Origin of the sequence: Pseudomonas putida S13.1.2, from assembly GCF_000498395.2 — a bacterium.
In the GTDB taxonomy this organism is placed as follows: domain Bacteria; phylum Pseudomonadota; class Gammaproteobacteria; order Pseudomonadales; family Pseudomonadaceae; genus Aquipseudomonas; species Aquipseudomonas putida_Q.
Window position 1 is genome coordinate 1,609,756 of sequence record NZ_CP010979.1, and the last position, 26,162, is coordinate 1,635,917.

At 63.1% G+C, this 26,162-nt stretch carries 22 protein-coding genes and 1 pseudogene; all 23 read left to right on the forward strand.

Going from position 1 to position 26,162, the window contains the following annotated elements; all coding sequences use genetic code 11:
• Positions 1-20 precede the first annotated feature (20 nt).
• Entirely contained in the window at positions 21-1,886 is a 1,866-nt protein-coding gene (locus tag N805_RS07285) for a long-chain-acyl-CoA synthetase (protein ID WP_028612903.1), read from the forward strand.
• The gene (locus tag N805_RS07290; protein ID WP_028612902.1) at positions 1,879-2,967 is read left to right on the forward strand and encodes an MBL fold metallo-hydrolase; all 1,089 of its coding nucleotides are present in this window, start codon (positions 1,879-1,881) and stop codon (positions 2,965-2,967) included. Before N805_RS07285 ends, N805_RS07290 begins: the two co-directional genes overlap by 8 nt.
• Positions 2,968-3,038: 71 nt before the next feature.
• Positions 3,039-4,715, forward strand: a complete 1,677-nt coding sequence (locus N805_RS07295; RefSeq protein WP_028612901.1) for a DUF1302 domain-containing protein — start codon at positions 3,039-3,041, stop codon at positions 4,713-4,715.
• A gap of 139 nt (positions 4,716-4,854) precedes the next feature.
• A complete protein-coding gene (locus N805_RS07300; RefSeq protein WP_028612900.1) occupies positions 4,855-6,066 on the forward strand; it encodes a thiolase family protein in 1,212 nt (403 codons plus the stop codon).
• A gap of 5 nt (positions 6,067-6,071) precedes the next feature.
• The gene (locus tag N805_RS07305; RefSeq protein WP_028612899.1) at positions 6,072-7,019 is read left to right on the forward strand and encodes an OB-fold domain-containing protein; all 948 of its coding nucleotides are present in this window, start codon (positions 6,072-6,074) and stop codon (positions 7,017-7,019) included.
• A gap of 194 nt (positions 7,020-7,213) precedes the next feature.
• Positions 7,214-8,119, forward strand: coding sequence for a VOC family protein (locus N805_RS07310; protein WP_028612898.1), 906 nt, complete (start codon positions 7,214-7,216; stop codon positions 8,117-8,119).
• On the forward strand, positions 8,116-8,991 hold the full coding sequence (locus N805_RS07315; protein ID WP_028612897.1) for a CoA transferase subunit A: 876 nt from the start codon (positions 8,116-8,118) through the stop codon (positions 8,989-8,991). Before N805_RS07310 ends, N805_RS07315 begins: the two co-directional genes overlap by 4 nt.
• 11 nt (positions 8,992-9,002) lie before the next feature.
• Positions 9,003-9,800 (forward strand): CoA-transferase subunit beta, encoded by a 798-nt coding sequence (locus N805_RS07320; protein ID WP_028612896.1) that lies wholly within the window; start codon positions 9,003-9,005, stop codon positions 9,798-9,800.
• Positions 9,801-9,816: 16 nt separating this feature from the next.
• Positions 9,817-10,728 (forward strand): enoyl-CoA hydratase, encoded by a 912-nt coding sequence (locus tag N805_RS07325; protein ID WP_028612895.1) that lies wholly within the window; start codon positions 9,817-9,819, stop codon positions 10,726-10,728.
• Positions 10,725-11,831, forward strand: a complete 1,107-nt coding sequence (locus N805_RS07330) for an NAD(P)H-dependent flavin oxidoreductase (RefSeq protein ID WP_028612894.1) — start codon at positions 10,725-10,727, stop codon at positions 11,829-11,831. Before N805_RS07325 ends, N805_RS07330 begins: the two co-directional genes overlap by 4 nt.
• Positions 11,828-12,580, forward strand: coding sequence for an enoyl-CoA hydratase family protein (locus N805_RS07335; RefSeq protein WP_016499760.1), 753 nt, complete (start codon positions 11,828-11,830; stop codon positions 12,578-12,580). Before N805_RS07330 ends, N805_RS07335 begins: the two co-directional genes overlap by 4 nt.
• Positions 12,581-12,589: 9 nt before the next feature.
• Positions 12,590-13,750: an acyl-CoA dehydrogenase family protein gene (locus tag N805_RS07340; protein WP_016486852.1), complete on the forward strand. Its 1,161-nt coding sequence runs from the start codon at positions 12,590-12,592 to the stop codon at positions 13,748-13,750.
• Positions 13,751-13,759: 9 nt separating this feature from the next.
• Complete coding sequence (locus tag N805_RS07345; RefSeq protein ID WP_028612893.1) at positions 13,760-14,818, forward strand: acyl-CoA dehydrogenase family protein; 1,059 nt, start codon at positions 13,760-13,762, stop codon at positions 14,816-14,818.
• Between the two features lie 3 nt (positions 14,819-14,821).
• Positions 14,822-15,973, forward strand: coding sequence for an acetyl-CoA C-acetyltransferase (locus N805_RS07350; protein WP_028612892.1), 1,152 nt, complete (start codon positions 14,822-14,824; stop codon positions 15,971-15,973).
• Between the two features lie 33 nt (positions 15,974-16,006).
• Positions 16,007-16,885 carry an SDR family oxidoreductase gene (locus N805_RS07355; RefSeq protein WP_028612891.1) on the forward strand — a complete coding sequence of 293 codons (879 nt, stop codon included), beginning with the start codon at positions 16,007-16,009 and terminating at the stop codon, positions 16,883-16,885.
• Positions 16,886-17,031: 146 nt separating this feature from the next.
• On the forward strand, positions 17,032-17,817 hold the full coding sequence (locus N805_RS07360) for an SDR family oxidoreductase (RefSeq protein ID WP_028612890.1): 786 nt from the start codon (positions 17,032-17,034) through the stop codon (positions 17,815-17,817).
• Between the two features lie 9 nt (positions 17,818-17,826).
• Complete coding sequence (locus N805_RS07365) at positions 17,827-18,297, forward strand: MaoC family dehydratase (protein WP_028612889.1); 471 nt, start codon at positions 17,827-17,829, stop codon at positions 18,295-18,297.
• Positions 18,298-18,305: 8 nt separating this feature from the next.
• Positions 18,306-19,513: pseudogene (locus N805_RS07370) on the forward strand (acetyl-CoA C-acyltransferase).
• A 142-nt stretch (positions 19,514-19,655) separates the two neighbouring features.
• Positions 19,656-20,699: a WD40/YVTN/BNR-like repeat-containing protein gene (locus N805_RS07375; RefSeq protein ID WP_046811306.1), complete on the forward strand. Its 1,044-nt coding sequence runs from the start codon at positions 19,656-19,658 to the stop codon at positions 20,697-20,699.
• Positions 20,686-23,076 (forward strand): efflux RND transporter permease subunit, encoded by a 2,391-nt coding sequence (locus N805_RS07380; protein ID WP_028612887.1) that lies wholly within the window; start codon positions 20,686-20,688, stop codon positions 23,074-23,076. Before N805_RS07375 ends, N805_RS07380 begins: the two co-directional genes overlap by 14 nt.
• A gap of 48 nt (positions 23,077-23,124) precedes the next feature.
• Positions 23,125-24,375, forward strand: coding sequence for a helix-turn-helix transcriptional regulator (locus N805_RS07385; RefSeq protein WP_028612886.1), 1,251 nt, complete (start codon positions 23,125-23,127; stop codon positions 24,373-24,375).
• Between the two features lie 132 nt (positions 24,376-24,507).
• Positions 24,508-25,272, forward strand: a complete 765-nt coding sequence (locus N805_RS07390) for an SDR family oxidoreductase (protein WP_028612885.1) — start codon at positions 24,508-24,510, stop codon at positions 25,270-25,272.
• 23 nt (positions 25,273-25,295) lie between these two features.
• Positions 25,296-26,129, forward strand: coding sequence for an SDR family NAD(P)-dependent oxidoreductase (locus N805_RS07395; RefSeq protein ID WP_028612884.1), 834 nt, complete (start codon positions 25,296-25,298; stop codon positions 26,127-26,129).
• Positions 26,130-26,162 lie beyond the last annotated feature (33 nt).

Consider the following 26,162-nt stretch of genomic DNA (forward strand, 5'->3'; position numbering starts at 1 on the left):
CGGTTTTATCGGAGGTAGGGATGAACAATTTCAATAACAACGCAAGCCTGCTGTCCAGTGTTGATCGCGGGGTCGTGCCACGCGAACAAACCCAGGCCATCCTTGATCGCCGGGCCGAAGCCGCCGCGCGGATCAAACCTGCGGATCGCTATACCCTGGCTGATCGCCTCGAAGAACAGGCGCAACGCCACGGCCAGCGGCCTTTCGTCATTTATGGCGATCAGCGTTTGAGCTACGCCCAGGTCAACGCCCGAGCCGACCAGCTGGCCCACGTTTTCCATGCCCGAGGCCTGCGCCCCGGCGATGTCTGCGCGCTGGCCATGGAGAACCGGCCGGCGTTTTTCTGCTGCTGGTTTGGCCTGGTCAAGCTCGGTGTGGTGGTGGGCTTCGTCAATACCCAGGTCAGTGGCCGGCCGCTGGTGCACGCGCTGGAGGCCATCGAGGCCAAGGCAATGCTCGTCGGCGAAGAGGTGCTGGGCAACGTTCTGGCAACCGAAGGCCTGCCGCCGCTGCCGCTGTGGCTGGTCGAAGATACCGAGCAAAGGTGGACCGGGGCAATGCCTGCACAGGTTGACACCGGCCTGGCCGAAGCATTGGCCGATGCCCCGTGCACGCCATTCCCGCGTGACCTGCGTGCCGACCTGCGCGCCGAGTCGCCGAGCCTGCTGATCTTTACTTCGGGCACCACCGGTTTGCCGAAAGCCGCGCGTTACAGCCACATGCGCTGGATGTCGACGGGCGACATCATGGAAGTCACCCTGCAGACCACGCCCGGCGACGTGTTTTATTGCTGCCTGCCGCTGTACCACGGTGCCGCAGCCACTTCAGTGACGTCAACCGCGCTGAAAACCGGTGCGGCGATCGTGGTACGGCGCAAGTTCAGTGTCCGCGAATTCTGGAAAGACGTGCGTGAGCACCGCATCAGCGTGTTCCAGTACATCGGCGAGATCTGCCGCTACCTGCTCAACCAGCCCGAGGCGGCCGGCGAACGCGACCATGGCCTGCGCTGCATGCTCGGCGCCGGGTTGACGCGTGAAACCTGGCAGAACTGGGTGCAGCGTTTCGGGCCGATCCAGGTGTTCGAGGGCTGGGGCTCCACCGAGTCCAATACCAATGTGGTCAACGTCGACAACTATGTGGGCGCCTGCGGGCGTGTGCCGTTCTGGGACAAGAGCAACCTGCGCCTGGTGCGCTATGACGTTGAAACCGACAGCCACCCACGCGACGAGCAGGGCTTTTACCAGCTTTGCGAAGTGGGTGAAGTGGGTGAAGCCCTGGGCTTGATCATCGACCACCCGCAGATCGGCGGCGGCCGCTTCGAGGGTTACACCTCGGCCGAGGCAACCAACAGCAAGATCCGCCGCAATGTCTTGCGCCCAGGGGATGCCTATTGGAGTTCGGGCGACCTGCTGCGTTATGACGAAGACGGCTACCTGTACTTCATCGACCGCATCGGTGACACCTTCCGCTGGAAAAGCGAGAACGTCTCTACCCTGGAGGTGGCAGCTGCGCTGGGCGATTTTGCCGGGCTCGAGCTGATCAACATCTACGGCGTGCAGGTGCCCGGACAAGAGGGCCGCGCCGGCATGGCGGCGGTACTGATGCAGCCAGGGCAGCCTTTTGACCCTGAAGCGTTCTACGCGCTGACCGAGGCGCGTTTGCCACGCTATGCGGCGCCTGTATTCGTGCGGGTGTCGGCGGCGGCCGACCTGACCAGCACCTTCAAGCTGCGCAAGGTCGACCTGCAGCGCCAGGGCTACGCGCCGACGGCGTTCAGCGACCCGCTGTTCATCCGTGACGAAAGCAGCCGCAGCTATGTGCCGTACAGCACCCACGTGCTGGGGCGCATTGGCCTGGCCGCTTTTGCGGGTGACGTCAGTGAGTAACCTGGATGCCCAGGGGCACGAATGGCGCGCAGGCCTGCGCTTCCCCTGGCCGCAGCCACCAGCCAATGGCGAGGTTCAGCAGGTCGCCGAAGGGCTGTTGTGGCTGCGCATGCCGCTGCCGTTCGGGCTTGACCACATCAACCTGTACCTGCTGCGCCACGGCGAGGGCTGGGTGGCGGTCGATACCGGGCTCAACAACACGCAGACCCGCGACATCTGGGAAGCGCTGTTTGCCACGGTGTTGGGTGGTTTGCCGCTGGTGGCGGTGATCTGCACGCACTTTCACTCGGACCATGTCGGGGTGCTCGGCTGGTTGACCGAGCGCTTCCGCTGCCCGGTGTTCATGAGCGCCAGTGAATATCAGGCGATGCACCAGCTGCGCGCGCCAGGTGACACCAGCACTAGCTGGGCGTTTTACCAGCATTACCAGCGCGCAGGCTTCAACCAGGAGCAGACCACAGCATTGTTCCCGTTGCTGGGCTCCGCGCACTTTCGGCCAGAGGTACCCACCAGCTTCCGGCGCCTGAGTGAAGGCACCCAACTGATGATTGGCGGGCGCCGTTGGCAGGTCCTGATCGGCCGCGGCCATTCGCCGGAGCATGCCTGCCTGTACTGCGCCGAGGACGGCCTGTTGATTTCCGGTGACCAGGTGCTGCCGCGCATCACCTCCAGTGTCTGCGTGCAGGTCACCGAGCCCGATGCCGACCCATTGCGCGACTGGCTGGATTCGGTCGAGCGCTTGCGGGAGGTGCCCGACAGCGTGCTGGTGCTACCGGCGCATGAACGGCCGTTTTACAACCTGCATCTACGCCTTGATCAACTGCGCGCGCACCACCAGGGGCACTTGCAGCAACTGTTGGCCGCCTGCACCGCACCGCGCAGTGCGGTGGAGCTGATGGCCGAGCTGTTTCCGAAGGTAAAAGGGCGCTTCGATGAGTTGATGGCGATTGGCGAGACCCTGGCGCATGTCAATTACCTGATTGCGCAAGGGCTACTGGTGCGTGAAGAAACAGCCGGCGTGTTCCGTTACGGGCGCACGCCCGAGGGTGTCAACGTTCAGTCGGTGCTAGGGCAGCTGTGAGCGGGCTGAGGGTAACGAGTGGTGTTCTTGCACTTTTGCGCGACCGTCAGGTCGTTAATCGGAGAGGCAGTGTGACTAATAAAAACAACAAATATGGTGCTGGCCCAGCTGTATCGGGTTTCGAATTATCGGGTCTGGTGGTGGCAACCGCTCTGGTTTGCGCACCCGCATGGTCCGGTGAAACCATCGAGTTCGACAACGGCACGACGATCGACTGGACGGTGACCACCAGCTACGGCCTGGGGGTTCGCCTGTCGAACCCGTCAAGCAAACTGTTGACACCCAACGCCGATGATGGCGACCGCAACTTCGACAAGGGCAGCCTGGTGACCAACCGCATCGGCGCCCTGGCCGAGATGATCGTGCGCAAGGACAACTACGGCGGGGTGCTGCGCGCCAGTACCTTCTACGATGATGTTTACCATCGTTCCAACGACAACGACTCACCGGGCACGGTCAACAAGGCTGGCGACCATAACGAGTTCACCAGCGACACCAAGTATTACAGCGGCGGGCGCAGCAAGTTCCTCGATGCTTATGTGTTCAGCGGCTGGCGCTTTGACAATGGTTCGATGCTCGATGTGAAGGCCGGTCGGCATATCGAGTCGTGGGGCGAAAGCTTGTTCTACCCCGGCGTCAGTGGTGTACAGAACCCGTCCGACGCGGTCAAGGCCGCGCAGCCCGGGGTCGAGGTCAAGGAAGTGCTGTTGCCGGTCGGCCAGGTGTCGGCGTCGTATCGCTTGAACCCGCAGTGGACCTTGGGCGCTTACGTGCAATACGAGTGGATGGGCACGGAACTGCCGCCGGTGGGCAGCTACCTGTCCACCAGCGATGTGGTTGGGCCAGGGCGAGAATTTCTCATCGGCGCCAATGGGTCGCGTATCAACTACCAGGGCACCGATGAGCCGCGTGACAGTGGTCAGTGGGGGGCACAGGTACGCTTTCGGCCCGTGCCCGCCCTGGAACTGTCACTGTTTCATGTCAATTATCATGACAAGAACCCAGCCACTGCCCTGGTGGGTTACCGGGCCGTCCCGGCCGGGCCAGGCGTGTTCTTCGGCGCGCCGGATGGCTACCGCATTACCTACTTTGAAGACATCAAGCTGACCGGGATCAGTGCCTCGACCAAAATCGGCGAGACCCAGATCGGTGGCGAGTGGTCGTATCGCGACGGTGCTCCGGTGATGGTCAACACCGGCCTTGGCCCCACGCCTGCGCGTGGCAAGGGCCAGCAAATGCAGTTGTCGGCGATCCGTATTCTGGGTGACCGGCCTTGGGCGAGCCAGACCTCGCTCACCGCCGAGATCGTGCATGTGCGTGTCGACAGTGTTGACGAAGCCTCGGCCGCGCCGAACCTGTTGGGCCTGGGCAACAGCCTGATCCCGTCCATGCGCCCGCTGGTGCAACCGTCCGACGACTACACCTACAAGACCTCGACTGGCTGGCGCAGCAAGACCGCCAGTGCCTACACCCTGGGTGCGTCCTTCAGCTACCCGGGCGTGTTCGAAGGCTGGGACCTGGAAGTGCCGGTGAACTTCTCCAACGTGTTCAGTGGTGCCACGCCGATGGCCGGGACCATTTCCGGGTTGCAGGGTGATCGCCGGTTGAGCCTGGGCGCCACCTTCAAGTACCTAGGCAACCTGGAAGTCGCCCTGCGGGTTACCGGTTACCTGGGCGACGCTGACCCGGTCAAGCGCCTGCTGGCAGACCGCGACTACGGGACATTCTCGGTCAAATACAGCTTCTGACTGGCGCGCCGGCGTCAGGGTTGAGTCAACCCTGGCGCCGGCTGCTGTTCTAGTCAAAATGGACGATCACTCGCCACGGCACCTGTGGCATGGTCGCAAGACAAAAACCTCAAGCACACAGCCTTCGAGTGGGGGATACATGGGTCTTAAAGGTCATGCGGCGATTGTCGGCGCCGCGCAATACAAACCCGAGAAGTACGCCACAGCGCCGCGAATGTTCCATCTTGAGCAAGTGGCCGACCTGGCGGCGCAGGCGCTGCGCGACGCCGGCTTGCGTGCCGAAGACCTGGACGGTCTGGTGATCAATGGCCCGCACTTCCACGAAGCTTCGGTGTTCGTGCCGGCCATGGCCGCCGAATACCTGGGTTTGTCTGTTAATTTCGCCGAAGTGGTCGACCTTGGTGGTTGTACCGCGGTGGGCATGGTCTGGCGCGCGGCTGCGGCGATCGAACTGGGCCTGTGCCAGGCGGTGCTGTGTGTAATGCCGGCGCGCCTGGCGCCGATGGGGCCCGACGAAGATCCCGGGGCAATGGCCCGCGCCATGCGTTACGGCGGCCACAGTACCGCCTTTGGTGCGCCAGAGGCGGAGTTCGATCTGCCTTACGGCCACATGGGCCAGAACACCGGCTACGCCATGATCGCCCAACGCTACGCCGCGCAGTACGGTTATGACCCGGTGGCGATGGCCAAGATTGCCGTTGATCAACGTACCAATGCCTTGGCCAACCCCCAGGCGATGTTCCATGGCCAGCCGTTGACGATCGAGCAGGTGCTGGCGAGCAAGCGCGTGGCTGATCCTTTGCACGTACTGGAGATTGTCATGCCGGTGGCCGGTGGCGCGGCATTGATCATTGCCTCCAAAGAAGTGGCCGCACGTACACGCAAGCGCCCGGCATTCATCACAGGCTTCGGTGAGCACCTGGCGTTCAAGTCGCCTTCGTATGCCCAGGACATGCTCAACACCCCGATTGGGCCTGCTTCGCGCCGTGCCTTCGAGATGGCCAGGCTCAAACCGGGCGATGTCGATGCGGCGCAGATCTATGACTGTTACACCATTACCGCGTTGCTGACCCTGGAGGACGCCGGGTTCTGTGCCAAGGGTGAGGGCATGCAGTTTGTTCGCGAGCATGACCTGACCTGGCGCGGCGATTTCCCGATGAACACCCACGGTGGCCAGCTCAGTTTCGGCCAGGCCGGCGCTGCCGGGGGCATGTCACAGGTGATCGAGGCTGTCACGCAGATCAGCGGTGAGGCGGGGGAGCGTCAGCTTGAACGCTGCGACGCTGTCTACGTGTCCGGCACCGGTGGCGTGATGAGTGAGCAGGCCGCGTTGATACTTCAGGGAGCATGACCCGCATGTCGAACAATAAGCCAATGCCGGTGCCGACTGAAATTTCCGCGCCGTTCTGGGAAGGTTTGAAGGCACAGCGCCTGTTGATCCAGCAGTGCAACGCCTGTGAACACTGGGTGTTCTACCCGCGCAGGCATTGCCCGCGGTGCCTGGCCCATGACCTGAGCTGGCGCGAAGTCAGTGGCGGCGCCACCCTGTACAGCTTCACCGTGGCACGCATTGCCACATTGCCGGATTTTGCCGATGAGATGCCACAGAAACTGGCCGTCATCGAGCTGGACGAAGGCGTGCGAATCAACACCACCCTGGTGGGGCTTGAAGAGGATCAGATCCGCATCGGCATGCGGCTCAAACCGGTGTTTGCCGAAGTCGACGCCAGGGGTACGCGTTTACTGCGCTTTACCGGTCCGGACCAGGACAGCACGGCGCTACAGCGCTACAACGGCGCGCCTCAGGCGCAAGCGCCGGAGCAGGTTGAAGCCGCATCTGTGCGCTTGGTCGCCATGGATGATGAGGTGGCGCTGCAGAGCCTGGTCAGTGAAACCTTCAGCCCCTGGAGCAACCAGATTGTCATCGATCAAGCCCTGATCGATGCCTTCGCCGCGCTGTCGGGTGATGACTACTGGATTCACACCGATCCGCAGCGTGCACGCAAGGACAGCCCGTTTGGCGGCACCATTGCCCACGGCGCGCTGGTACAGGTGTTGCAGTCCCGGCTCAAGCTGGCGCTGGGTTATGAAATCACCGGTTTCAGCACCATGGTCAACTACGGCTCCGACCGCCTGCGCTTCCCGGCGCCGGTGCCGGCCGGCTCGCGGGTTCATGCGCGCGCCAGGGTCAAGCAGGTGGCGCGGGTCAAGCGCGGCACCCAGTTGACCCTGGAGGTGAATACCCACGTCGTCGGCAGTGATCGCCCCTCGGTCATCAATGACCTGGTGATCCTGTACATGTAACCCCTCCGATGGCGCGAGATTGCCCTGCGATGCGATGTGCCTGGCGCATCACTATCGCGGGGCAAGCCTGTTTCCACCGCCTGCATTTCAGTATTGCCGATAGATCAACTGCTTAGTCTCAACGGACGATGAGCAACAGGCCTGCCCTCAGCACAATGAAGACCAACAAAGGTCCGGTCATTGAGGAGCAGGGCATGATGGATATCCGGGGGCTGAGCTACTTCGTCGCTCAAATCGAAAACCTCAGTCAGTGGCAACGTTATGCCGAAGACGTGCTGGGCATGATGGTGGTACCCGCGCCCGGTGGCGGACTGTACGTGAAGATGGACGAGCGGCCGTTTCGCATGCTCATCGTCGAAGGCGCCGAGGCAGGGTACCTGGCCTCTGGCTGGGAACTGGCCAGCGAGCGGGCATTCAACGCCGCATTGCAGGCACTGGAGCAAAACGGTGTGCGCTGGCAAGCAGGCACTGCCGCCGAGATCGAGCAGCGTGGCGTACAGGCACTGGTCAGTGTCCTGGACCCCTCCGGCAACCGCCACGAGTTGAGCTGGGGGCACCGTTCCGACTGCCTGCCATTCGTTTCGCCGCAAGGCGTGCCGGGGTTTGTTACCGGCGACATGGGCCTGGGCCACACCGTGCTGCCGGCCCCGGACTTTGACGCGACCCTGGCCTTCGTCAAGGACGTGCTGGGCTTCGAGCTGTCGGACATCTTCAACTTTCGCCCCGACCCGGCAGCACCGCCAATCCGCATTCACTTCCTGCATTGCCGCAACAGCCGCCATCACTCGCTGGCGCTGGCGGAGTACGCGGTGCCTTCAGGCTGCGTGCACGTGATGGTTGAAGTGGGCTCGATGACTGAAGTAGGCCGCGCCCATGACCGGCGCCTGGCCCATCAGGTGCCGCTGTCGGCGACCCTCGGCCAGCACCTCAATGACCGGATGACCTCGTTTTACATGAAGACCCCGTCCGGCTTCGACCTGGAGTACGGCTACGGCGGCCTGCAAGTGGACTGGGCTGAGCACTCGGCCTTCGAATTTACCCGGGTAAGCCTGTGGGGGCATGACTTTTCCGTCGGCCAACAGCAAGGAGATGTGCAATGAACAAGCAAATGACGGCGGCCGATGCCGTTGCGCACCTGCGCGATGGCATGACCATCGGCTTCGGCGGCTGGGGGCCACGGCGCAAGCCGATGGCGGTTGTGCGCGAGATTCTGCGTTCCCCTGTCAAAGACCTGGCTGTGGTCGCCTACGGTGGCCCGGAAGTGGGCATGCTGTGTGCGGCGGGCAAGGTCAAGAAGTTGGTGTTCGGCTTTGCCACCCTCGACGCCATTCCGCTGGAACCCTATTACCGCAAAGCCCGCGAGGCCGGTGGGCTGGAGTTGCTAGAGGTGGATGAAGGCATGTTCCAGTGGGGCCTGCGTGCAGCGGCCATGCGTTTGCCGTTTCTACCGACCCGCTGCGGCCTGGCCACCGATGTCACACGGTTGAACCCTGAACTTAAGACCATCCAGTCGCCGTATGACGACGGCGAAGTGCTGCTGGCCATGCCCGCCCTGAACCTGGACGTGGCGTTTGTCCACGTCAACGTCGCCGACCGCCTGGGCAACACCCTGGTGACCGGCCCAGACCCGTATTTCGACCACCTGTTCGCTCGCGCGGCCCAGCAGTGCTTCGTGTCTTGCGAGCAATTGCACGAACGACTGGAACTGACCACCGAACAGGCACGCTACAACACCTTTGAGCGGTACCTGGTCAGTGGCGTGATCCATGCACCTTTCGGCGCCCACCCGACCGCCTGCCAGCCCGAGTATGGCTGGGACCTGAGCCACCTCAAACGCTATGCCGCCAGTGCCGGTGAAGAGGGCGGCTGGCAAGCCTATGTGGCGCAGTACGTGGCGGCCGGTGAGCGGGCTTATCAAGAGCAGAACGGCGGTGCCGAACGCATGGGCTCCCTGGCCCTGCCAGTGTTCTGAGGAGGATGAAAATGTCGACTACCTGTGAATTTACCCTCGCGGAACTGATGATTGTCGCAGCCAGCGAAGCCTGGCGTGACAACGGCGAGCTGATCGCCTCGGGCCTGGGCGTGATCCCGCGCCTGGGCGCTAGCCTGGCCAAACTCAGCCACAGTCCGCAACTGCTGATGACCGACAGCGAGGCGTACCTGGTCGAAGAGCCGATCCCGCTAGGGCCGCGTGGCGATCATGTGCCGAAATATTCAGGTTCGCTCAACTTCGAGCGGGTGTTCGAGTGCGTCTGGGGTGGCCGCCGTCACGCCATGATCGGCCCGACGCAGATCGACCGCTGGGGCCAGAGCAACCTCTCCTGCGTGGGCGATTACCACAAGCCCAAGGCCGCAATGCTCGGTGTGCGCGGCTTGCCCGGCAACAGCATCAATCACATCAACTCGTTCTTTGTACCCAGCCATAACACCCGCGTGTTCGTTAGCGGCGAAGTGGACATGGTCTCCGGTGTCGGTTTCAAGGCCGACCGCTGGCCAAAAGGGGTACGCCGCGACCTGATGGACATTCGCCTGATCGTCACCGACTTGTGTGTGATGGATTTCGACGGCCCGGACCGCGCCGTGCAGGTGCGCAGCCTGCACCCGGGGGTGAGCTTTGAGCAGGTGCAGGAAAACACCGGTTTCCCGTTGCTCAAGTCAGCGTCGCTGAAAGAAACCGTACACCCGACGCCTGAGCAACTGGCGCTGATCCGTCGGCTCGACCCCCATGATCTGCGCAGTTCGGCGATCAAGGGCAACCCGGCTGGCATTCACGTGGCGTAAGGCGAGGGACATGAGCATGAACAGCCCTGACAGTGAATTCGTCGAGCGTGCAGACCACTCGGTCTATGAAACGCAGGAACCGGTGTTGTACAGCGTGGCAGAGGGTATCGCCACGCTGACCATGAACCGGCCAGGCTTCAACAATGCGCAGAACTCGCAGATGACGTATGCGCTGGATGCGGCGCTGCGCCAGGCTGTCAACGATGACGCGGTCAAGGTCATTGTACTGCGCGGGGCAGGCAGGCATTTTTCGGCCGGCCATGACATTGGCACGCCCGGGCGCGATATCAACAAACCGTTCGAGCGTGCACACCTCTGGTGGGATCACACCAACAAGCCCGGCGGCGAGCAGCTGTATGCCCGTGAGCAGGAGGTGTACCTGGGCATGTGCCGGCGCTGGCGTGAGCTGCCCAAGCCGACCATTGCCATGGTCCAGGGTGCGTGTGTGGCCGGTGGGCTGATGCTGGCCTGGGTGTGCGACCTGATCGTGGCCAGCGATGATGCGTTTTTCCAGGACCCCGTGGTACGTATGGGCATTCCCGGGGTGGAGTATTTTGCCCACCCGTATGAGCTGAACCCGCGCATCGCCAAGGAGTTTCTGTTCACCGGCGATCGCATGAGTGCCGAGCGTGCCTACCAGATGGGCATGGTCAACAGGGTAGTGCCCCGTGAGGAACTGGAGCAGGGCACCTATGCGCTGGCGGCCGGTATTGCCCGGCAGCCGCGAATGGGCCTTGCGCTGACCAAGCAGGCCATTAACCACGTCGAGGATCTGCAGGGTAAACGCACGGCGATGGACGCCGCCTTTGCCTGGCACCACTTCGCCCATGCCCACAACGAACTGCTGTCGGGTGACAAGCTGGGCGGCTTCGATGCCAAGGCCATGGCCCAGGCCAACAAGGCTGCCGCCAGTGGAGAGCAGGCATGAGCCGCTGGTTGTGTACGCCACTGACCCAAGCCTTGGGCTGCCGCTACCCGATCGTGCAGACCGCCATGGGTTGGGTTGCAGACGCCAACCTGGTGATTGCCACAACCCGCGCCGGTGGTTTCGGCTTTCTGGCCGGGGCCACGATTGCGGCCGATGCCCTGGAAGGCGAGATCAACAAGGTAATTGCCGCCACCGGTGGCAGCAATTTCGGCCTGAACTTTCATATGTTCCAGGAAAACGCGGCCCAATGCGTTGACCTGGCGATTCGCTACCGCTTGCGTGCGGTCAGCTATGGGCGTGGCCCGGACAAACAGACCATCGCCCGTTTCAAGGCCGCCGGGGTGTTGTGTATCCCGACGGTGGGCGCACTCAAACACGCCCTGAAGGCGGTGGAGCTGGGCGCGGACATGATCACTATCCAGGGCGGCGAGGGCGGCGGGCATACCGGTGGTGTGCCCAGTTCGATCCTCTTGCCCCAGGTGCTCGCCGCGGTGTCGGTGCCGGTAATCGCCGCAGGCGGTTACTCCACCGGCAGAGGCCTTGCCGGCGCGCTGGCGGCCGGCGCCGTGGGTATTGCCATGGGCACGCGCTTTTTGATGACCCGGGAGTCGCCTACGCCGTCGAGTACCTTGGTGCATTACCTCGAGGTCAACGACCCGCAACGGGTGCGGGTGACCACGGCGGTAGATGGCATGCGCCACCGCATGATCGAGAACCCGTTTATCAACCGCCTGGAGCAGGCCGGGTCTTTTGGGCGCCTGCGCATCGCGTTGCGCAGCGCCTGGAAATGGAAGCAGCAAACCGGAATGAGCCTGAGCCATCTGTTCGGTGTGCTGCGCCAGGCACTCAAGGAAGACCCTGGCGCGCTGTCGCAAACGGTGATGGCCGCCAACCAGCCGGTGCTGCTGCAGCGTTCGATGATCGACGGTGTTCCGGACGAAGGCATTCTGCCCAGCGGCCAGGTAGCCGCCGCCATTGGCGAACTCAAGAGTTGCCAGCAAGTGATCGAAGAAATTGCCCAGGAAGCCGAAGGCTGCCTGGAAGCCCTGTTGGCTTGCCGTAGCGAGCATCAGCCTGCCGAACTTTGGAGAACACCCTCATGAGTCAAGCATTTACCACACAGATCGAGGCGGGCATTGCTGAGCTGGTGCTGGCCAAACCGCCGGTCAATGCCCTGGGCAGCCAGGAGTGGATGGACCTGGCCCATCAGGTCGAAGCCCTGGGCGCCAACCCCGACGTCCGGGTGATCGTCATCCGTGCCGAAGGCCGCGGCTTCTGCGCCGGTGTCGACATCAAGGAGCTGGACGCCCACCCCGAACGCATCGTAGCGGTCAACGCCGGTAATTATGCGGCATTCAAGGCGGTACATCGCAACCCTGTGCCGGTCATCGTCGCCGTGCACGGTTTCGTCCTCGGTGGCGGCGTCGGCATTACCGGTGCAGCCGACATTGTCGTGGCCTCCGAGTGCGCCACCTTTGCCTTGCCTGAAGTAGACCGTGGGGCCATGGGCGGCGGCGCGCACCTGCAGCGTTTGTTCCCGGTGCAGAAGGTTCGTTATCTGTTCTTCACCGGCGACAAGATCGGCGCCGCAGAGGCAGCGCAGTATGGCTTCATCGAGCGCGTGGTGCCCAAAGAGCAGCTGCGCGAAACCGCGCTGGAGATTGCCGCCAAGATCGCCGCCAAGAGCCCGGTGATGATCCGTATCGCCAAGGAAGCCCTCAACGGCATCGAGGACGGCAACCTGGAAGACAAGTACCGCTGGGAGCAGGGGCTGACCCTGCAGGCCTACACCAGTCCGGATTCTGCGCAAACCCGCCGCGCCTTCGTCGAAAAACGCGACGCCAAGTTCTGAGAGAGTGCCATGGAACTAGCTTATACCCCCAAGCAGAAGGCCTTCCGTGAGGAAGTGCGCGAATGGCTGGCGGCCAATCAGCCGACTACGCCCCTGGCCAACTATGACACCCGGGAAGGGTTCGAGCAGCACCGGGCCTGGGAGGCGAAGCTGTTCGAGCAACGCCTGTCGATGGTCATGTGGCCCAAGGCTTACGGCGGGCGCGGTTGCGACCTGATCGAGTGGCTGATTTTCGAGGAAGAGTACTACGGCGCCGACGCACCGATGCGTATCAACCAGAACGGTCAGCTGCTGCTCGGCCCAACGTTGATGGAGTTCGGTACCGAGGCGCAGAAGCAGCGCTTCCTGCCGCGCATGGCCTCCAGTGTCGACATGTGGGCCCAGGGCTGGTCCGAGCCCAATGCCGGCTCCGACATGGCCGCGATCACCAGCAAGGCCATTCGCGATGGCGATCACTATGTGCTCAACGGGCAGAAAACCTGGTCCAGCCGCGCACTGTTTGCCGACTGGCTGTTTGGCCTGTTCCGCAGCGACCCGGCCTCGACCCGGCACAACGGCTTGTCGTTCGTGATGGTGCCGCTCGATGCCCCAGGCGTGACCATCCGGCCGATCAAGGCGTTGAACGGCAAGAACACCTTCGCCGAAGTGTTTTTCGACGATGTGCGCGTGCCGGTTGAAAACTGCATTGGTGCCGAAGGCCAGGGCTGGCATGTGGCGATGGCCACTGCGGGTTTTGAGCGAGGTTTGCTGCTGCGTTCGCCGGCACGTTTCCAGGCCACGGCGCGCAAGTTGATACAACTGTACAACGCCAACCGCCAGAGCGCTGACCGCGACCCGAGCATCCGCGAAGCGGTTGTCGAGGCCTGGCTGGGCGCTGAAGGCTACGCGCTGTCGTCCTATCACACCGTCGGGCGCTTGAGCCGTGGCGCGCAGATCGGCGCCGAGTCGAGCATCAACAAGATCATCTGGTCGGAGCTTGACTTGAAGATGCACGAAACCGCCATGCGCATCCTGGGTGCGCACGGCGAGTTGTTGAGCAGCGCTGCGCAAGCGGTCGAAGGCGGCTGGCTTGATGGCTTCCTGTTCGCTCAGGCCGGGCCGATCTACGCCGGCACCAACGAAATCCAGCGCAACATCATCGCCGAGCGCATGCTCGGCCTGCCGAAATAGGAGCCGGCCATGGACTTTACCTTTACCGATGATCAGCTCACGTTTCGCGAAGCCATCAGCCGTTTCCTGATGACCGAGGCGGCACCCGAAATGCTGCGCGAGATCTGGGAAACCGATACAGGCCGCTCCGCTGACTTGCGCAACAAGATAGCTGAACAGGGCCTGACGGCATTGTCGGTGCCCGAACAGTTCGGCGGCCTGGGCATGGACGATGTGGCCTGGGCACTGATGACCCAGGAGTTGGGCTACTACGCCATCCCGGACTCGCTGGCCGACACGGCTTATGTGGTCACCGGGCTGCTGAATGGCCTGCCAGGCGACAACCCGGTCAAAGCCCGGCTGTTGCCGCGCATCGCCGATGGCAGCGTGCGCCTGGCTATCGGCCACCCGATCAACCCGTTGGTGCCTGACGCACCGCTGGCAGAGTGGCTGATCCTTGCCCACGGCGATGAAGTGCATGCGGTGCCGCGCGCGCAGGTCGATGTGCAGGCCAACGCCAGTATCGATGCCTCCAGGCGCCTGGGCCTGGTGAGCTGGCAGCCAACCCGCGACACCCTGCTGATCGGCGGCGAACAGGGGCGGGCCTTGTGGGCCGATACCTTGAACCGCGGCGCCTTGTCGGTTGCTGGGCAACTGCTCGGGCTGGCCCAGCGAATCCTCGACCTGTCGGTGGACTACGTGGCCCAGCGCAAGCAATTTGGCAAGCCTATCGGCAGCTTTCAGGCGGTCAAGCATCACCTGGCCGATATCGCCAGCAAGATCGAATTCGCCAAACCTGTGCTGTATCGCGCGGCCTATGCCCTGGCGCAGGGTGATCGCCGCGCCGATGTCTATGTATCGCAGGCCAGGCTGGCCTGTTGCGACGCCAGCTGGCTGGCGGCGCGCCATGGCATCCAGGTGCACGGTGCGATGGGTTACACCTGGGAAGTCGACCTGCAGATGTTCATGAAGCGCGTGTGGTCGCTGGACCCGTCCTGGGGCGACCGTGCCACCCATAAAACCCGCGTCGCCGCCTATGTGCTCAGCGATGAAGCCCGGCTTGGGCCGGGCGCTACCTTCGAGGACTGAGCCATGCCCCAAGCGTATATCGTCGATGCCCTGCGCAGCCCCACGGGCAAACGCAAAGGCAGCCTGGCCCATGTGCATGCCATTGACCTGGGCGCGCATGTGTTGAAAGCGCTGGTCGAACGCAATGCCATTCCTGCCCACGCGTATGACGACGTGATTTTCGGATGTGTCGACGCCATCGGCTCGCAGGCGGGTGACATCGCCCGCACCAGCTGGCTGGCTGCCGGCTTGCCGCTGAACGTGCCGGGCACCACGGTGGACCGGCAGTGCGGTTCGTCGCAACAGGCGCTGCATTTTGCCGCACAAGCGGTGATGAGTGGCATGCAGGAGGTGGTGGCTGTCGGTGGTGTGCAGACCATGACCCAGATCCCGATCTCGTCGGCGATGCTCGCTGGCCAACCGCTGGGCTTCAGCGACCCGTTTTCCGGCAGCAAAGGCTGGCAGGCGCGCTTTGGGCAGCAGCCGGTCAATCAGTTTTACGCCGCCCAGCGCATCGCCGATCACTGGCAGATCAGCCGCGAAGACATGGAAGTGTTTGCCCTGGAAAGCCATCGTCGTGCCTTGGCGGCCGCAGACGCCGGCTATTTCGCCCGCGAGATCGTTGCCTGCGAAGGCCTGGCCTTTGATGAAACGCCGCGGGTCAGCAGCCTGGAGAAAATGGCCAGCCTGGAGCCTGTGAGCGCTGAGTTCCCGTCGATCACGGCCGCTGTATCGAGCCAGACCTGCGATGCCTCGGCGGCGTTACTGGTGGTCTCGGAGGCGGCGCTCAAGCGCTACAACCTGACCCCCAGGGCGCGTATTCATCACCTGTCGGTACTCGGCGACGACCCGATCTGGCACCTCACGGCACCGATTGCAGCCACCCGTGCGGCGCTCAAGAAGGCAGGCCTGCGCATGGCTGATATCGACCTTGTGGAAATCAACGAAGCGTTTGCCTCGGTGGTCATGGCCTGGGCCAAGGAGCTCGATTACGACCCGGCTCGCACCAACGTCAATGGCGGCGCCATCGCCCTTGGCCACCCACTGGGCGCTACCGGTGCGCGCTTGATGACCACCTTGCTGCATTCGCTTGAACGCACCGGCGGGCGCTATGGCCTGCAAACCATGTGCGAGGGCGGCGGCCAGGCCAACGTCAGCATCATCGAACGGCTTTGAAGCCACCCACACTCAACAACAGGAAAACATCCTATGGGAATCTGTGCAGGTCGTACCGCGATCATCACCGGTGCCGGTGGCGGGCTGGGCCGCGCGTATGCGTTGGCATTTGCCGCTGAAGGCGCCAATGTGGTGGTCAATGACATTCGTCGCGAGGCCGCCGAGGCGGTGGTCGACGAGATTTGTTCCAGTGGTGGCCGAGCAATCGCCAACGATGGCGACATCACCACCCTGAGCAGCGCTCAAGGCATCGTCGAGGCTGCATTGGCGGCGTTCGACGAAGTGCATGTTTTGGTCAACAACGCCGGGGTCTTGCGTGATCGCATGTTCATCAGCCTGTCAGAAGAGGACTGGGACATGGTGATGCGTGTGCACCTGAAAGGGCACTACTGCCTGGCCAATATCCTCGGCCGGCGCTGGCGCGATCAGGCCAAGGCCGGTACGCCGGTGGCGGCGCGCATCATTAATACCAGTTCCGGCGCCGGCTTGCAGGGCTCGATTGGGCAGTCCAACTATGCGGCGGCCAAAGGCGGTATTGCTTCCCTGACCCTGGTGCAGGCGGCGGAACTGGCCCGCTATGGCGTCACCGCCAACGCCCTGGCCCCGGCGGCGCGTACGGCGATGACCGAAAGCGCAATGCCGGACATGGTCAAAAAGCCCGATGACGACAGCTTCGACGCCTGGGCGGCAGAGAACGTCGCGCCTTTGGTGGTGTGGCTGGGCAGTGAGGCTTCCGGGCATGTCAGCGGCCAGCTGTTCGAGAGCCAGGGTGGCCGGATCTCCCTCGGTGATGGCTGGCGTACCGGCGTCACCCGCGACAAGGGCGCGCGCTGGCAGGTCGCTGAAGTAGGGGCGGCGGTCGATGCGATCCTCAGCGAAGCACCCAAGGCGCAAAAGGTCTGGGGCACGTGAGCGCGGCTTGATGCACAGGCGTCGGCGTTGCCGGCGCCTGCCTCTTGTTGCCTTGCCACAACCGACCCCGTCCGTTTTGACGATGTGCCTGCCCCCTGCGGCCTTTATACCTGTCGACAACCTGTTTTCTGTCAGAGGTATACCGCGTGAAACAAGCCCCTCCTTATGTGCCAGGCCACCAGTTGCTGGCTGGCAAATCCGTGCTCATCACTGCCGCCGCCGGCGCTGGCATCGGCTATGCCGCGGCCAGGCGCTGCGCCGAAGAAGGCTGCCGCGCCCTGATGATTTCCGATGTTCATCCCCGGCGCCTGGAGCAGGCGGTGGAACAGCTCAAGGCCGACACCGGCTTGCAGGCCGTGTACGGCCAGCTGTGCAACGTCACCGTCGAGACCGAGGTGCAAGCCCTGGTCGCCGCCGCCGAACAGGCCCTTGGCGGCGTCGATGTGCTGATCAACAACGCAGGCCTTGGTGGCTCCAGGCGGGTTACCGAGATGACCGATGAGGAGTGGCTACGGGTCATCGACGTGACCCTCACCGGCACCTTCCGCATGACCCGCGCGATGCTGCCGCACATGGAGCGCCGAGGGACCGGGGCGATCGTCAACAACGCTTCAGTACTCGGCTGGCGTGCGCAAAAAGAGCAGGCGCACTACGCCGCCGCCAAGGCCGGGGTCATGGCGCTGACCCGCTGCAGTGCGCTGGAAGCCGCCGAAAGCGGGGTGCGCATCAACGCCGTGTCGCCGTCGATTGCCTTGCACGAATTTCTCAAGAAGGCCAGCAGCGAAGAACTGCTGGCCAAACTGGCCGACCGTGAAGCCTTTGGCCGCGCCGCTGAAGTGTGGGAAGTCGCCAACGTCATGATCTTCCTGGCCAGCGATTACGCCTCCTACATGGTCGGCGAAGTGCTGTCGGTCAGTTCACAACAAGCTTGAGGGCACCCCATGAGCACCCGATTCAGTAGCGCCGAGCAAATGCTCAAGGCCCAGGGCCTGGACCTGGGCGTCACCGACTGGCTGCAGCTGACCCAGGCGCGGGTCAATCTGTTTGCCGAAGCCACAGGCGATCAGCAGTGGATACATGTCGACCCCGAGCGCGCCGCCAATGGCCCGTTCGGGGCGTGCATCGCCCATGGCTACCTGACCCTGGCGCTGGCCAACCTGTTCATGCCGCAGTTGATGAGCATCGACAACATGGCCATGGGGGTGAACTACGGCACCGACCGCGTGCGTTTCCCCGCCGTGGTGAAAGTCGGCGCGCGGGTACGCGGCAGAGGCCAGGTTGTCAGTGCCGAGCTGATCGGCAGCGCGGTACAGCTGGTGGTGCGCATCAGCGTCGAGATCGAGGGCGCCGAACGCCCTGGCTGCGTGGTCGACACCATCAGCCGTTACACCTTCAACCCCATCACCGAGTGAGCCTGTTCATGGACAAGCAAGACGTTGTAATCGTAGCGACTGCCCGTACCGCGCTGAGCAAATCTTTTCGCGGCTCTTTCAACGACACCGAAGCCCCGGTGCTTGGCGGCCATGTGGTGCGCGCGGTGGTCGAGCGTGCCGGTATCGAGCCTGGCGCGGTGGATGACGTGATCATGGGCGCGGCGGTACAGCAGGGCACCCAGGGCTACAACATTGGCAGGCTGTGTGCCTACACCGGCGGTTTGCCCGACAGCGTGCCGGGCATGGCCCTGGACCGTATGTGCGCTTCCGGCCTGATCAGTATCGGCATGGCGGCGAAGAACATTCTGGCCGGTGAAATGAGCATTGTCATTGGCGGGGGGTCGAGTCGCTGTCGCTGACCCAGAACAAGCACAAGAACACCTACCGCAATCAGTCGGAGGCGGTGCTGGCGTGCATGCCAAGCGCCTATATCCCGATGATCGAAACCGCCGAGATCGTTGCCCGGCGCTATGGCATCAGCCGCGCGGCTCAGGACGACTACTCGCTGCAAAGCCAGCAGCGCACGGCGGCTGCCCAGCGCGATGGCCTGTTCGACGAAGAAATCGTACCGCTGCAAGTGCGCAAGCTGCGCTTTGACAAGGAAGGCCAGCCCGATGGCCATGAACAGGTGGTGGCCGAGCGCGACGAGTGCAACCGTCCTTCGACCCGCTTCGAAGACCTGGCGGCGTTGAAACCCGTGTGGAAGAACGGCCAATGGGTCGAGCAGGGCGAGTTCATTACCGCCGGCAACGCCTCGCAGTTCTCCGACGGCGCCTCGGCCAGCCTGCTGATGAGCCGCGCCGAGGCCGCCCGGCGTGGCCTGAAGCCGCTGGGGACGTATCGCGGCATCGCCGTGGCCGGCTGCGCGCCGGAAGAAATGGGCATCGGCCCGGTGCTGGCGGTGCCCAAACTGCTCAAACGCTTCGGTTTGAGCGTGGCCGACATCGGGTTATGGGAAATCAACGAAGCCTTTGCCTGCCAGGTCCTGCATTGCCGCGACGCCATGGGCATCCCGGCGGAGCGCCTGAACGTCAACGGTGGGGCTATTTCGATTGGTCACCCGTTCGGCATGTCGGGTGCGCGCATGGTCGGTCATGGCCTGCTGGAAGGGCGCCGCCGCGGCGTGCGCTATGTGGTCGTGGCCATGTGCATTGGGGGTGGCATGGGCGCGGCGGGCCTGTTCGAGCTGGACTGACCCGCGGTTCTGTCTATCGGCAGCGGGGTAGGCCATTTGGACGATGTCCCGCAGGTCGAGCAGACGGACTATCTACACACCTCAGACACCGCGCCCTGGTGGCGCGGTGATTCACGACTACAAGAACAAGAGGGTGGACCGTATGTCTATTGTCGAGCGCCTGGATGTCGCTGCACGCAGTCGCCCATGCGCCAAGCTTATTGCCTATTTCGTGTGCATTACGGTTGCCGCAATCGTTGCGCTGGCATTTACCCCACGCGGCGCGCTGAACATCGCCCAGACCACGCTGAATACCGAGCGCATGCAGATAAACGGCCTGCTCAATCTGGGCACTCGTCAGGTGGCGGTGGGTGAGCGCGGCACCATCCTGATCAGCGACGACCGCGGCCGCAGCTGGCAGCAAGCCACGGTCGAGCCGCAACGTCAGATTTCCCTGACGGCTTTGACCGCGTTGAATTCCGAGCAGTTGGTAGCCGTTGGCCAGGACAGCCTGATTCTGCGCTCCAATGACGCTGGCAGCAGCTGGCAAGAGGTTCATTTTGATCCCGCAGCAGGCGAGCCATTGCTCGGTGCCTGGGCGGCCGGTGGCAAGCAGGTTGTCGTGTTCGGCAGCTACGGCAAGTTCTACCAGTCCGACGATGCCGGGCGCAGCTGGCGCGCGGTGGCGCTGGAGGTCGACCGTGCTCATCTCAATGCGCTGGATGGCGGCAGCGATGGCCGGCGCATGCTGGCCGGCGAACAGGGCCTGGTCATGCGCAGCGCCGATAACGGGCAGCATTGGCAACAGTTGCCGGCGTTCTACAACGGCTCACTGTTTGGCGTGGTTCGCCTGAGCGCCCAGCGTTGGGTGACCTATGGCATGCGCGGCCATGTGTTTGTCACCGACAACTTCGGTGAGCAGTGGCAGGCGATCAAGGTTGGCAATACCCAGCCGCTTTATGGCCATGTTGTGCTGCCAGACCACAGCGGCGTACTGATTGTCGGCGGCGGCAGTTCAATGGTGCGCCTCGACGCAGAAGGCCGCTTGATCGGCACCACCCGCCAACCGGGGTTGGGCACCTTGACATCAGCCATAGTGGTGGGCACCGATCAGTTGCTGGTAGCCGGCGAACGGGGCGTTTTCCAGGGGAACGGTAACAGCGTTGCCGCTCTGGGCAAAGGAGAGCAAGTGCATGAAGTACGCTAAAGCCCGAGCCGGGCGCCTGGTCGAGCGGTGCGCCGACCTGCTGTTGGCACGACGCAAACTGCTGTTGACGGTGTTCCTGCTGCTGACCCTGGGCCTGGGCTACAGCGCCACGCATACCCAGCTCGACCCTGGCTTCAACAAGCAGATCCCGGTGCGACATGAGTACATGCTCAACTTCCTCGAATTCAGCCAGTACTTCACCGGCGCCAACCGCTTTCTGGTCAGCGTCAGGTGGAAGGGCGAGGGTGACATCTACAACCCCGAGTTCCTCGACACGCTGCGCAAGGTGACTGACGATGTGTTCTTTATCAACGGGGTCAGCCGCGCCAGCGTAACCTCGCTGTTCACCGCCAACGTGCGTTACATCGAGATCACCGAAGAAGGCTTTTTTGGTGATGTGGTGGTACCGCCACGCTTTACCGCCAGCGCCGAAGACCTGGCCCAGGTGCGCAGTAACGCCGCGCGCTCGGGGCAGGTCGGGCGGCTGGTGGCCAATGACCTGAAGTCGGCCATGGTTCGGGCCGACTTGCAGGACGTTGACCCACAAACAGGCAAATCGGTCAGTTACGTTGAAGTCGCCAAGCGTCTGGAGGGCATTCGCGACAAATACAGCAGCGATCAGATCGAGATCAACATCGTCGGTTTCGCCAAACTGGTGGGTGATGTTGTCGAAGGGCTGATGACCGTGATCGGCTTTTTTGTCGTCGCCTTCCTGATCACCGGCCTATTGCTGTGGCTGTATTCACGCTCGTTGCGCCTGACCGTAGTCGCGCTGCTGGTGGCGTTGCTGCCGGTGGTGTGGCTGTTGGGCTTGTTGCCGCTGATGGGCCTGGGTATCGACCCGATGTCGATCCTGGTGCCGTTCCTGATTTTTTCCATTGGCGTTTCGCACGCCGTGCAGATGACCAATGCCTGGAAACAGGAAGTGCTGGCCGGCAAGGATTCGCTACAGGCGGCGCACCTGGCCTTTTGCAAGATCTTCATTCCTGGCTCCCTGGCGTTGCTGATGAATGCCTTGGGCTTTGGCGTGATCATGCTGATCGACATCCCTATCGTGCATGAACTGGGGGTGACGGCCTGCATCGGCGTGATGCTGATGATCATCACCAACAAGCTGATGTTGCCGATCATTATTTCCTACCTGCGCCTGGAGCGTAGTGTGCTGAGCAAGGAACGCGCCCAGCAGCAGGGCAGGCACCCGCTGTGGTGGCGCTTGTCGGCGCTGGCCGAACCGCGCCCGGCCCTGGCGGTGCTGGTGCTCAGCGTAATGTTGCTGAGCGTGGCGGTGCTCAAGGCCCGGCAGCTGGAAGTCGGTGACATCGGTGCTGGCGCACCGGAACTGCGCGCCGAGTCACGTTACAACCAGGACAACAGCAAAATTGTCAGCAGCTACTCCATAGGCCTTGATGTGCTGGCGGTGTTCGTCCAGGCCCAGGGATTGGAAGAGGCGTGCCTGTCACCGTCGGTGATGCGTGCGGTGGAAGCCTTCGACTTCCAGATGCGCAGCGTCACCGGCGTGCAGTCGGTGCAGTCGGTGGCCGGTTTTGGCAAGACGGTAATTGCCGGCAACAACGAAGGCAACCCACGTTGGGCGGCCATTCCCGGGTCGGCCCGAGGCTTGAGTCAAGGTGCCCGTGCCTACATGCCCGAGGACGGCCTGGTGACCGATGGCTGCCAGCAGATGCAGATTCTGGTGTTTCTCACCGACCACGATGGCGCCACGGTCTCGCATGTGGTCCAGGAGGCCAAGCGGATCATTGCCCAGGTCCAGGTGCCGGAAATCAGGTTTTTCCTCGGCGGTGGCAACGTCGGGGTAATGGCGGCATCCAACGACGCGGTCAAGCGCGCCGAGGTGCTGATGCTGGTGGCATTGTTTGGCTCGGTGCTGTTGTTCTGCTGGTTGACCTTCAAGTCGTTGCGCGCGGTGTTGTGCATCCTGGTGCCGCTGGCCATCGTGGCGGTACTGTGCAATGCACTGATGGCCATGCTTGGCATCGGGTTGAAGGTGGCGACCCTGCCGGTGATGGCGCTTGGGGTTGGCGTCGGGGTTGACTACGGCATTTACCTGTATGAGCGGATCCAGCACGAAATGGCCGAGGGCGCCAACCTGCGCCACGCGTTCTACCAGGCCATGTGCCAACGCGGAACAGCGGCCGTTTTCACTGCTTTGACGATGTCGATCGGGGTGTGCACCTGGGCCTTTGCACCGCTGAAGTTCCAGGCCGATATGGGGGTCTTGCTATCGTTCATGTTTCTGGTCAATGTACTTGGGGCAATTTTCCTGCTGCCGGCCTTGGCCGCCTGGTTCAACCTCGGCAAACCCCTGGTTGCGGTCAAAGCGAACCGTGCAGCGCGCGCACACGTGTTTGAATCATAACAATAAAAGCGGGCACGGCCTGGGCTGTGCCCCGCGAGGAGACGGGCGATGGGAAATTCCACCGTGGGGTTTGAAGCGCTGGCAGAAATGGGTATGGAGCTGGCGGAATATGACACGCTCATCGGCGAGTTTTATGACGGGTCGCTGAACCACAAGTTGATGGCCAAGACCCTGCGCCACGTACGCAGCCTGTACCAGGCCAATTACGTCACCTTGATCTTGAGAGTGCCAGAGCAACCGGACCTGGGCCTGATGATTGTCGTCGGTGACATCGAAGGCGAAGGGGAGGTGAGTTACTGGGCCTACCCACAAACTGTCACCCCCTTCAGCAACCCGCCGATGGACCAGGTGTTCACCGTCGAAGACCTGATGACCGAAGCGGAGTGGGCCAATTCGGTCTACTACAAGACCTACGGAACCGTGCACGACACTTACCACATCATGGGTGCCGACGTTTCCACACCCGATGGCGGCAAGCTGCGCTTTCGCATTACCCGGCCCAAAGCCGCGCCGAAATTCACCGCCTCCGAGCGCACGCTGTGCGAAATGATCCTGCCGCATTTGCGCCGTGCGATGCACGTGCACAACCTGCTCGACCGCAGCGAGTCGATTAGCGAACTGTATGCCCAGGCCATCAGCCGCTTGTCAGTGGCCACCATCGTGCTTGACCAGAATGGCAGCGTGCTGCGCCTCAACCCGGTGGCCAGCGAACTGCTGGAACAGGCGGACGGCCTGAAACTGGTGGGTGGGCGTCTTGAAGCCACCTATCCCAGCGACAACCGCGAACTGCAACGCCTGGTACGCAATGCCTTCGCGCGTGACGTCAACAGCGAAAAGGTCAGCACGGCGGCCGAAGCGATGTCGGTGGCCAGGCCATCGGGCCAGGTCAACCTGGGGGTAGTGATCGAGGCCATTCCCACCCAGGACTGGGCCGAGGGCAAGAGCAAACCTGCGGTGGTGGTATACATCCGCGACGCGGTTGGCCGCTCCATGGCTAGCGAAACGGTAACCAAGCAACTGTTCAACCTGACCCGGGCCGAAACCGCACTGGCCATGGAGCTGGCTAACGGCCTGTCGCTTGAAGAGGCCGCCGAAGTATTGAATGTGCGCCGCAACACCGCACGGGCGCATTTGCGCTCGATCTTTTCAAAGACGGGTGTGCGCCGCCAGACGGAGTTGGTGCGCATCATTCTCAACAGTGTGGTTGCCCTGGGAAAGCCCAAACTGGCAGCACTGCCAAACGATAAGCCGGAAAAACCGGTGTTGAAGCTGGCCACCCCGGCGCGCAATAGCGCCTGAACTTCGCCCGGCTTACCCGAACGCCCCGGTCCTGCTTGCAAGGCCGGGGCGTTTTAGTCCGTGCGGACGATGTTGTGGGGTTTGCGCGGCACCAATACTAGCCAGCACCACCATTCAACAAGGAGCAACGTTATGCCAGTTACAGCGGTCAGCGGTTCTGCATCCGGGATCGGCGCGGCAGTCTGCCAGGCGCTACGTGCCGCCGGGCACCGCATCATCGGCATCGACCGGGCAAATGCCGAGGTGATTGCCGACCTGTCCAGCGCAAGCGGGCGCCAGGCCGCCATCAGTGCGGTGCTCGAGCACAGCGGCGGGGTGCTCGACGGCCTGGTGTGCTGCGCCGGGGTAGGCTCCAGCGCGGTGTCCGATACCATCGTGTCGGTCAACTACTTTGGCGTCTGTGAGCTGCTTGACGGCCTGGCCGATGCGTTGGCCAAGGGCGAGCGGCCAGCCGCTGTAGTGATCGGATCGATTGCGGCCACCCACGTCAGCCCCGATCAGCAGCCGATGATTGCGGCCATGCTCGCCGGCAACGAAGCGCTGGCACTGGAACACGCCAATACCTTGGGGCAGTCCCATGTGGCCTATGCCAGCTCCAAATACGCCGTGACCTGCAATGCCCGTAGCAAGGCGGTTGCCTGGGCAAAACAAGGCATACGCCTGAATGTGGTGGCGCCTGGGGCAGTCGAGACGCCGCTGCACCAGGCGTCGCTGAACGATCCACGCTTTGCCAAGGCGGTCCGTGAGTTTGTCGCACCGCTGGGGCGCGCCGGCAACCCTGAGGAGATCGCCCAGGTCGTGGCATTCTTGCAGTCGGCTCAAGCCAGTTTTGTCCACGGCACTGTGATGTTTGTAGATGGCGGTATGGATGCCATGGTTCGTCCGGCACGTTTCTAGCCTATGTCCACGTGAGAACAACAATGACCAAAGTGGCATTCATTACCGGGGCAAGCCGCGGTATCGGGCGCGAGACGGCATTGGCCTTTGCCCGGGCCGGGTTCGATGTGGCGATCAGTGCCCGCACTGTAGAGGAGGGCGAAAGCACCGCGCATCGGCTGTGCGACGCCCAGGGCGTGCCCCTGGCGGGCAGCCTCAACAGTACGGCAGCCGCGATCCGCGCCATGGGGCGCAAGGCGTTGGTGGTGCCTATGGATCTGCTCGACAGCGCCTCGGTACTGGCCGCCGGCCAGGCAGTACTGGCGGCGCTCGGGCGCATCGATGTGCTGATCAACAACGCCATCTACCAGGGCCGCGATCTCAACAGCGCATTCATGTCGCTGCAGCCGCAGACCATGCAGCGGGTATTCCAGGGTTATGTGCTGGCGCCGCTGTTACTGACCCAGACCGTGTTGCCCGGCATGCTCGAACGGGGCGCCGGGGTGGTGATCAACGTCACCTCCGGTGCCGGTGAAGGCGACCCGCCCGTGGCTGCCGTCGACGGTGGCTGGGGCTACGCCTACGGTGCGGGCAAGGCTGCAGTCTCCAGGGTTTCGGGGGTGCTTGCAGCCGAACTGGGCGAGCAGGGAATTCGCGCCTTTACGCTTAACCCGGGGGTGGTCACCACCGACGCGCTGAAGGCTACCATCGGCGAAAATGGCCTGCTGGCGCTGCGCATCGGCACTGCGCCTCCCCAGGTGCCGGCACAGGTGATGGTGTGGCTGGCCACCCACGATCAGGCCGCGCGCTTTCAACGGCGCACCATCGCCGCGCAGGCGTTTGCGCTGGAGCACGGCATCGTCGCCAACTGGCGATGAGCACTGGCTGAAGAAGTACTCGTGGTGCTCACC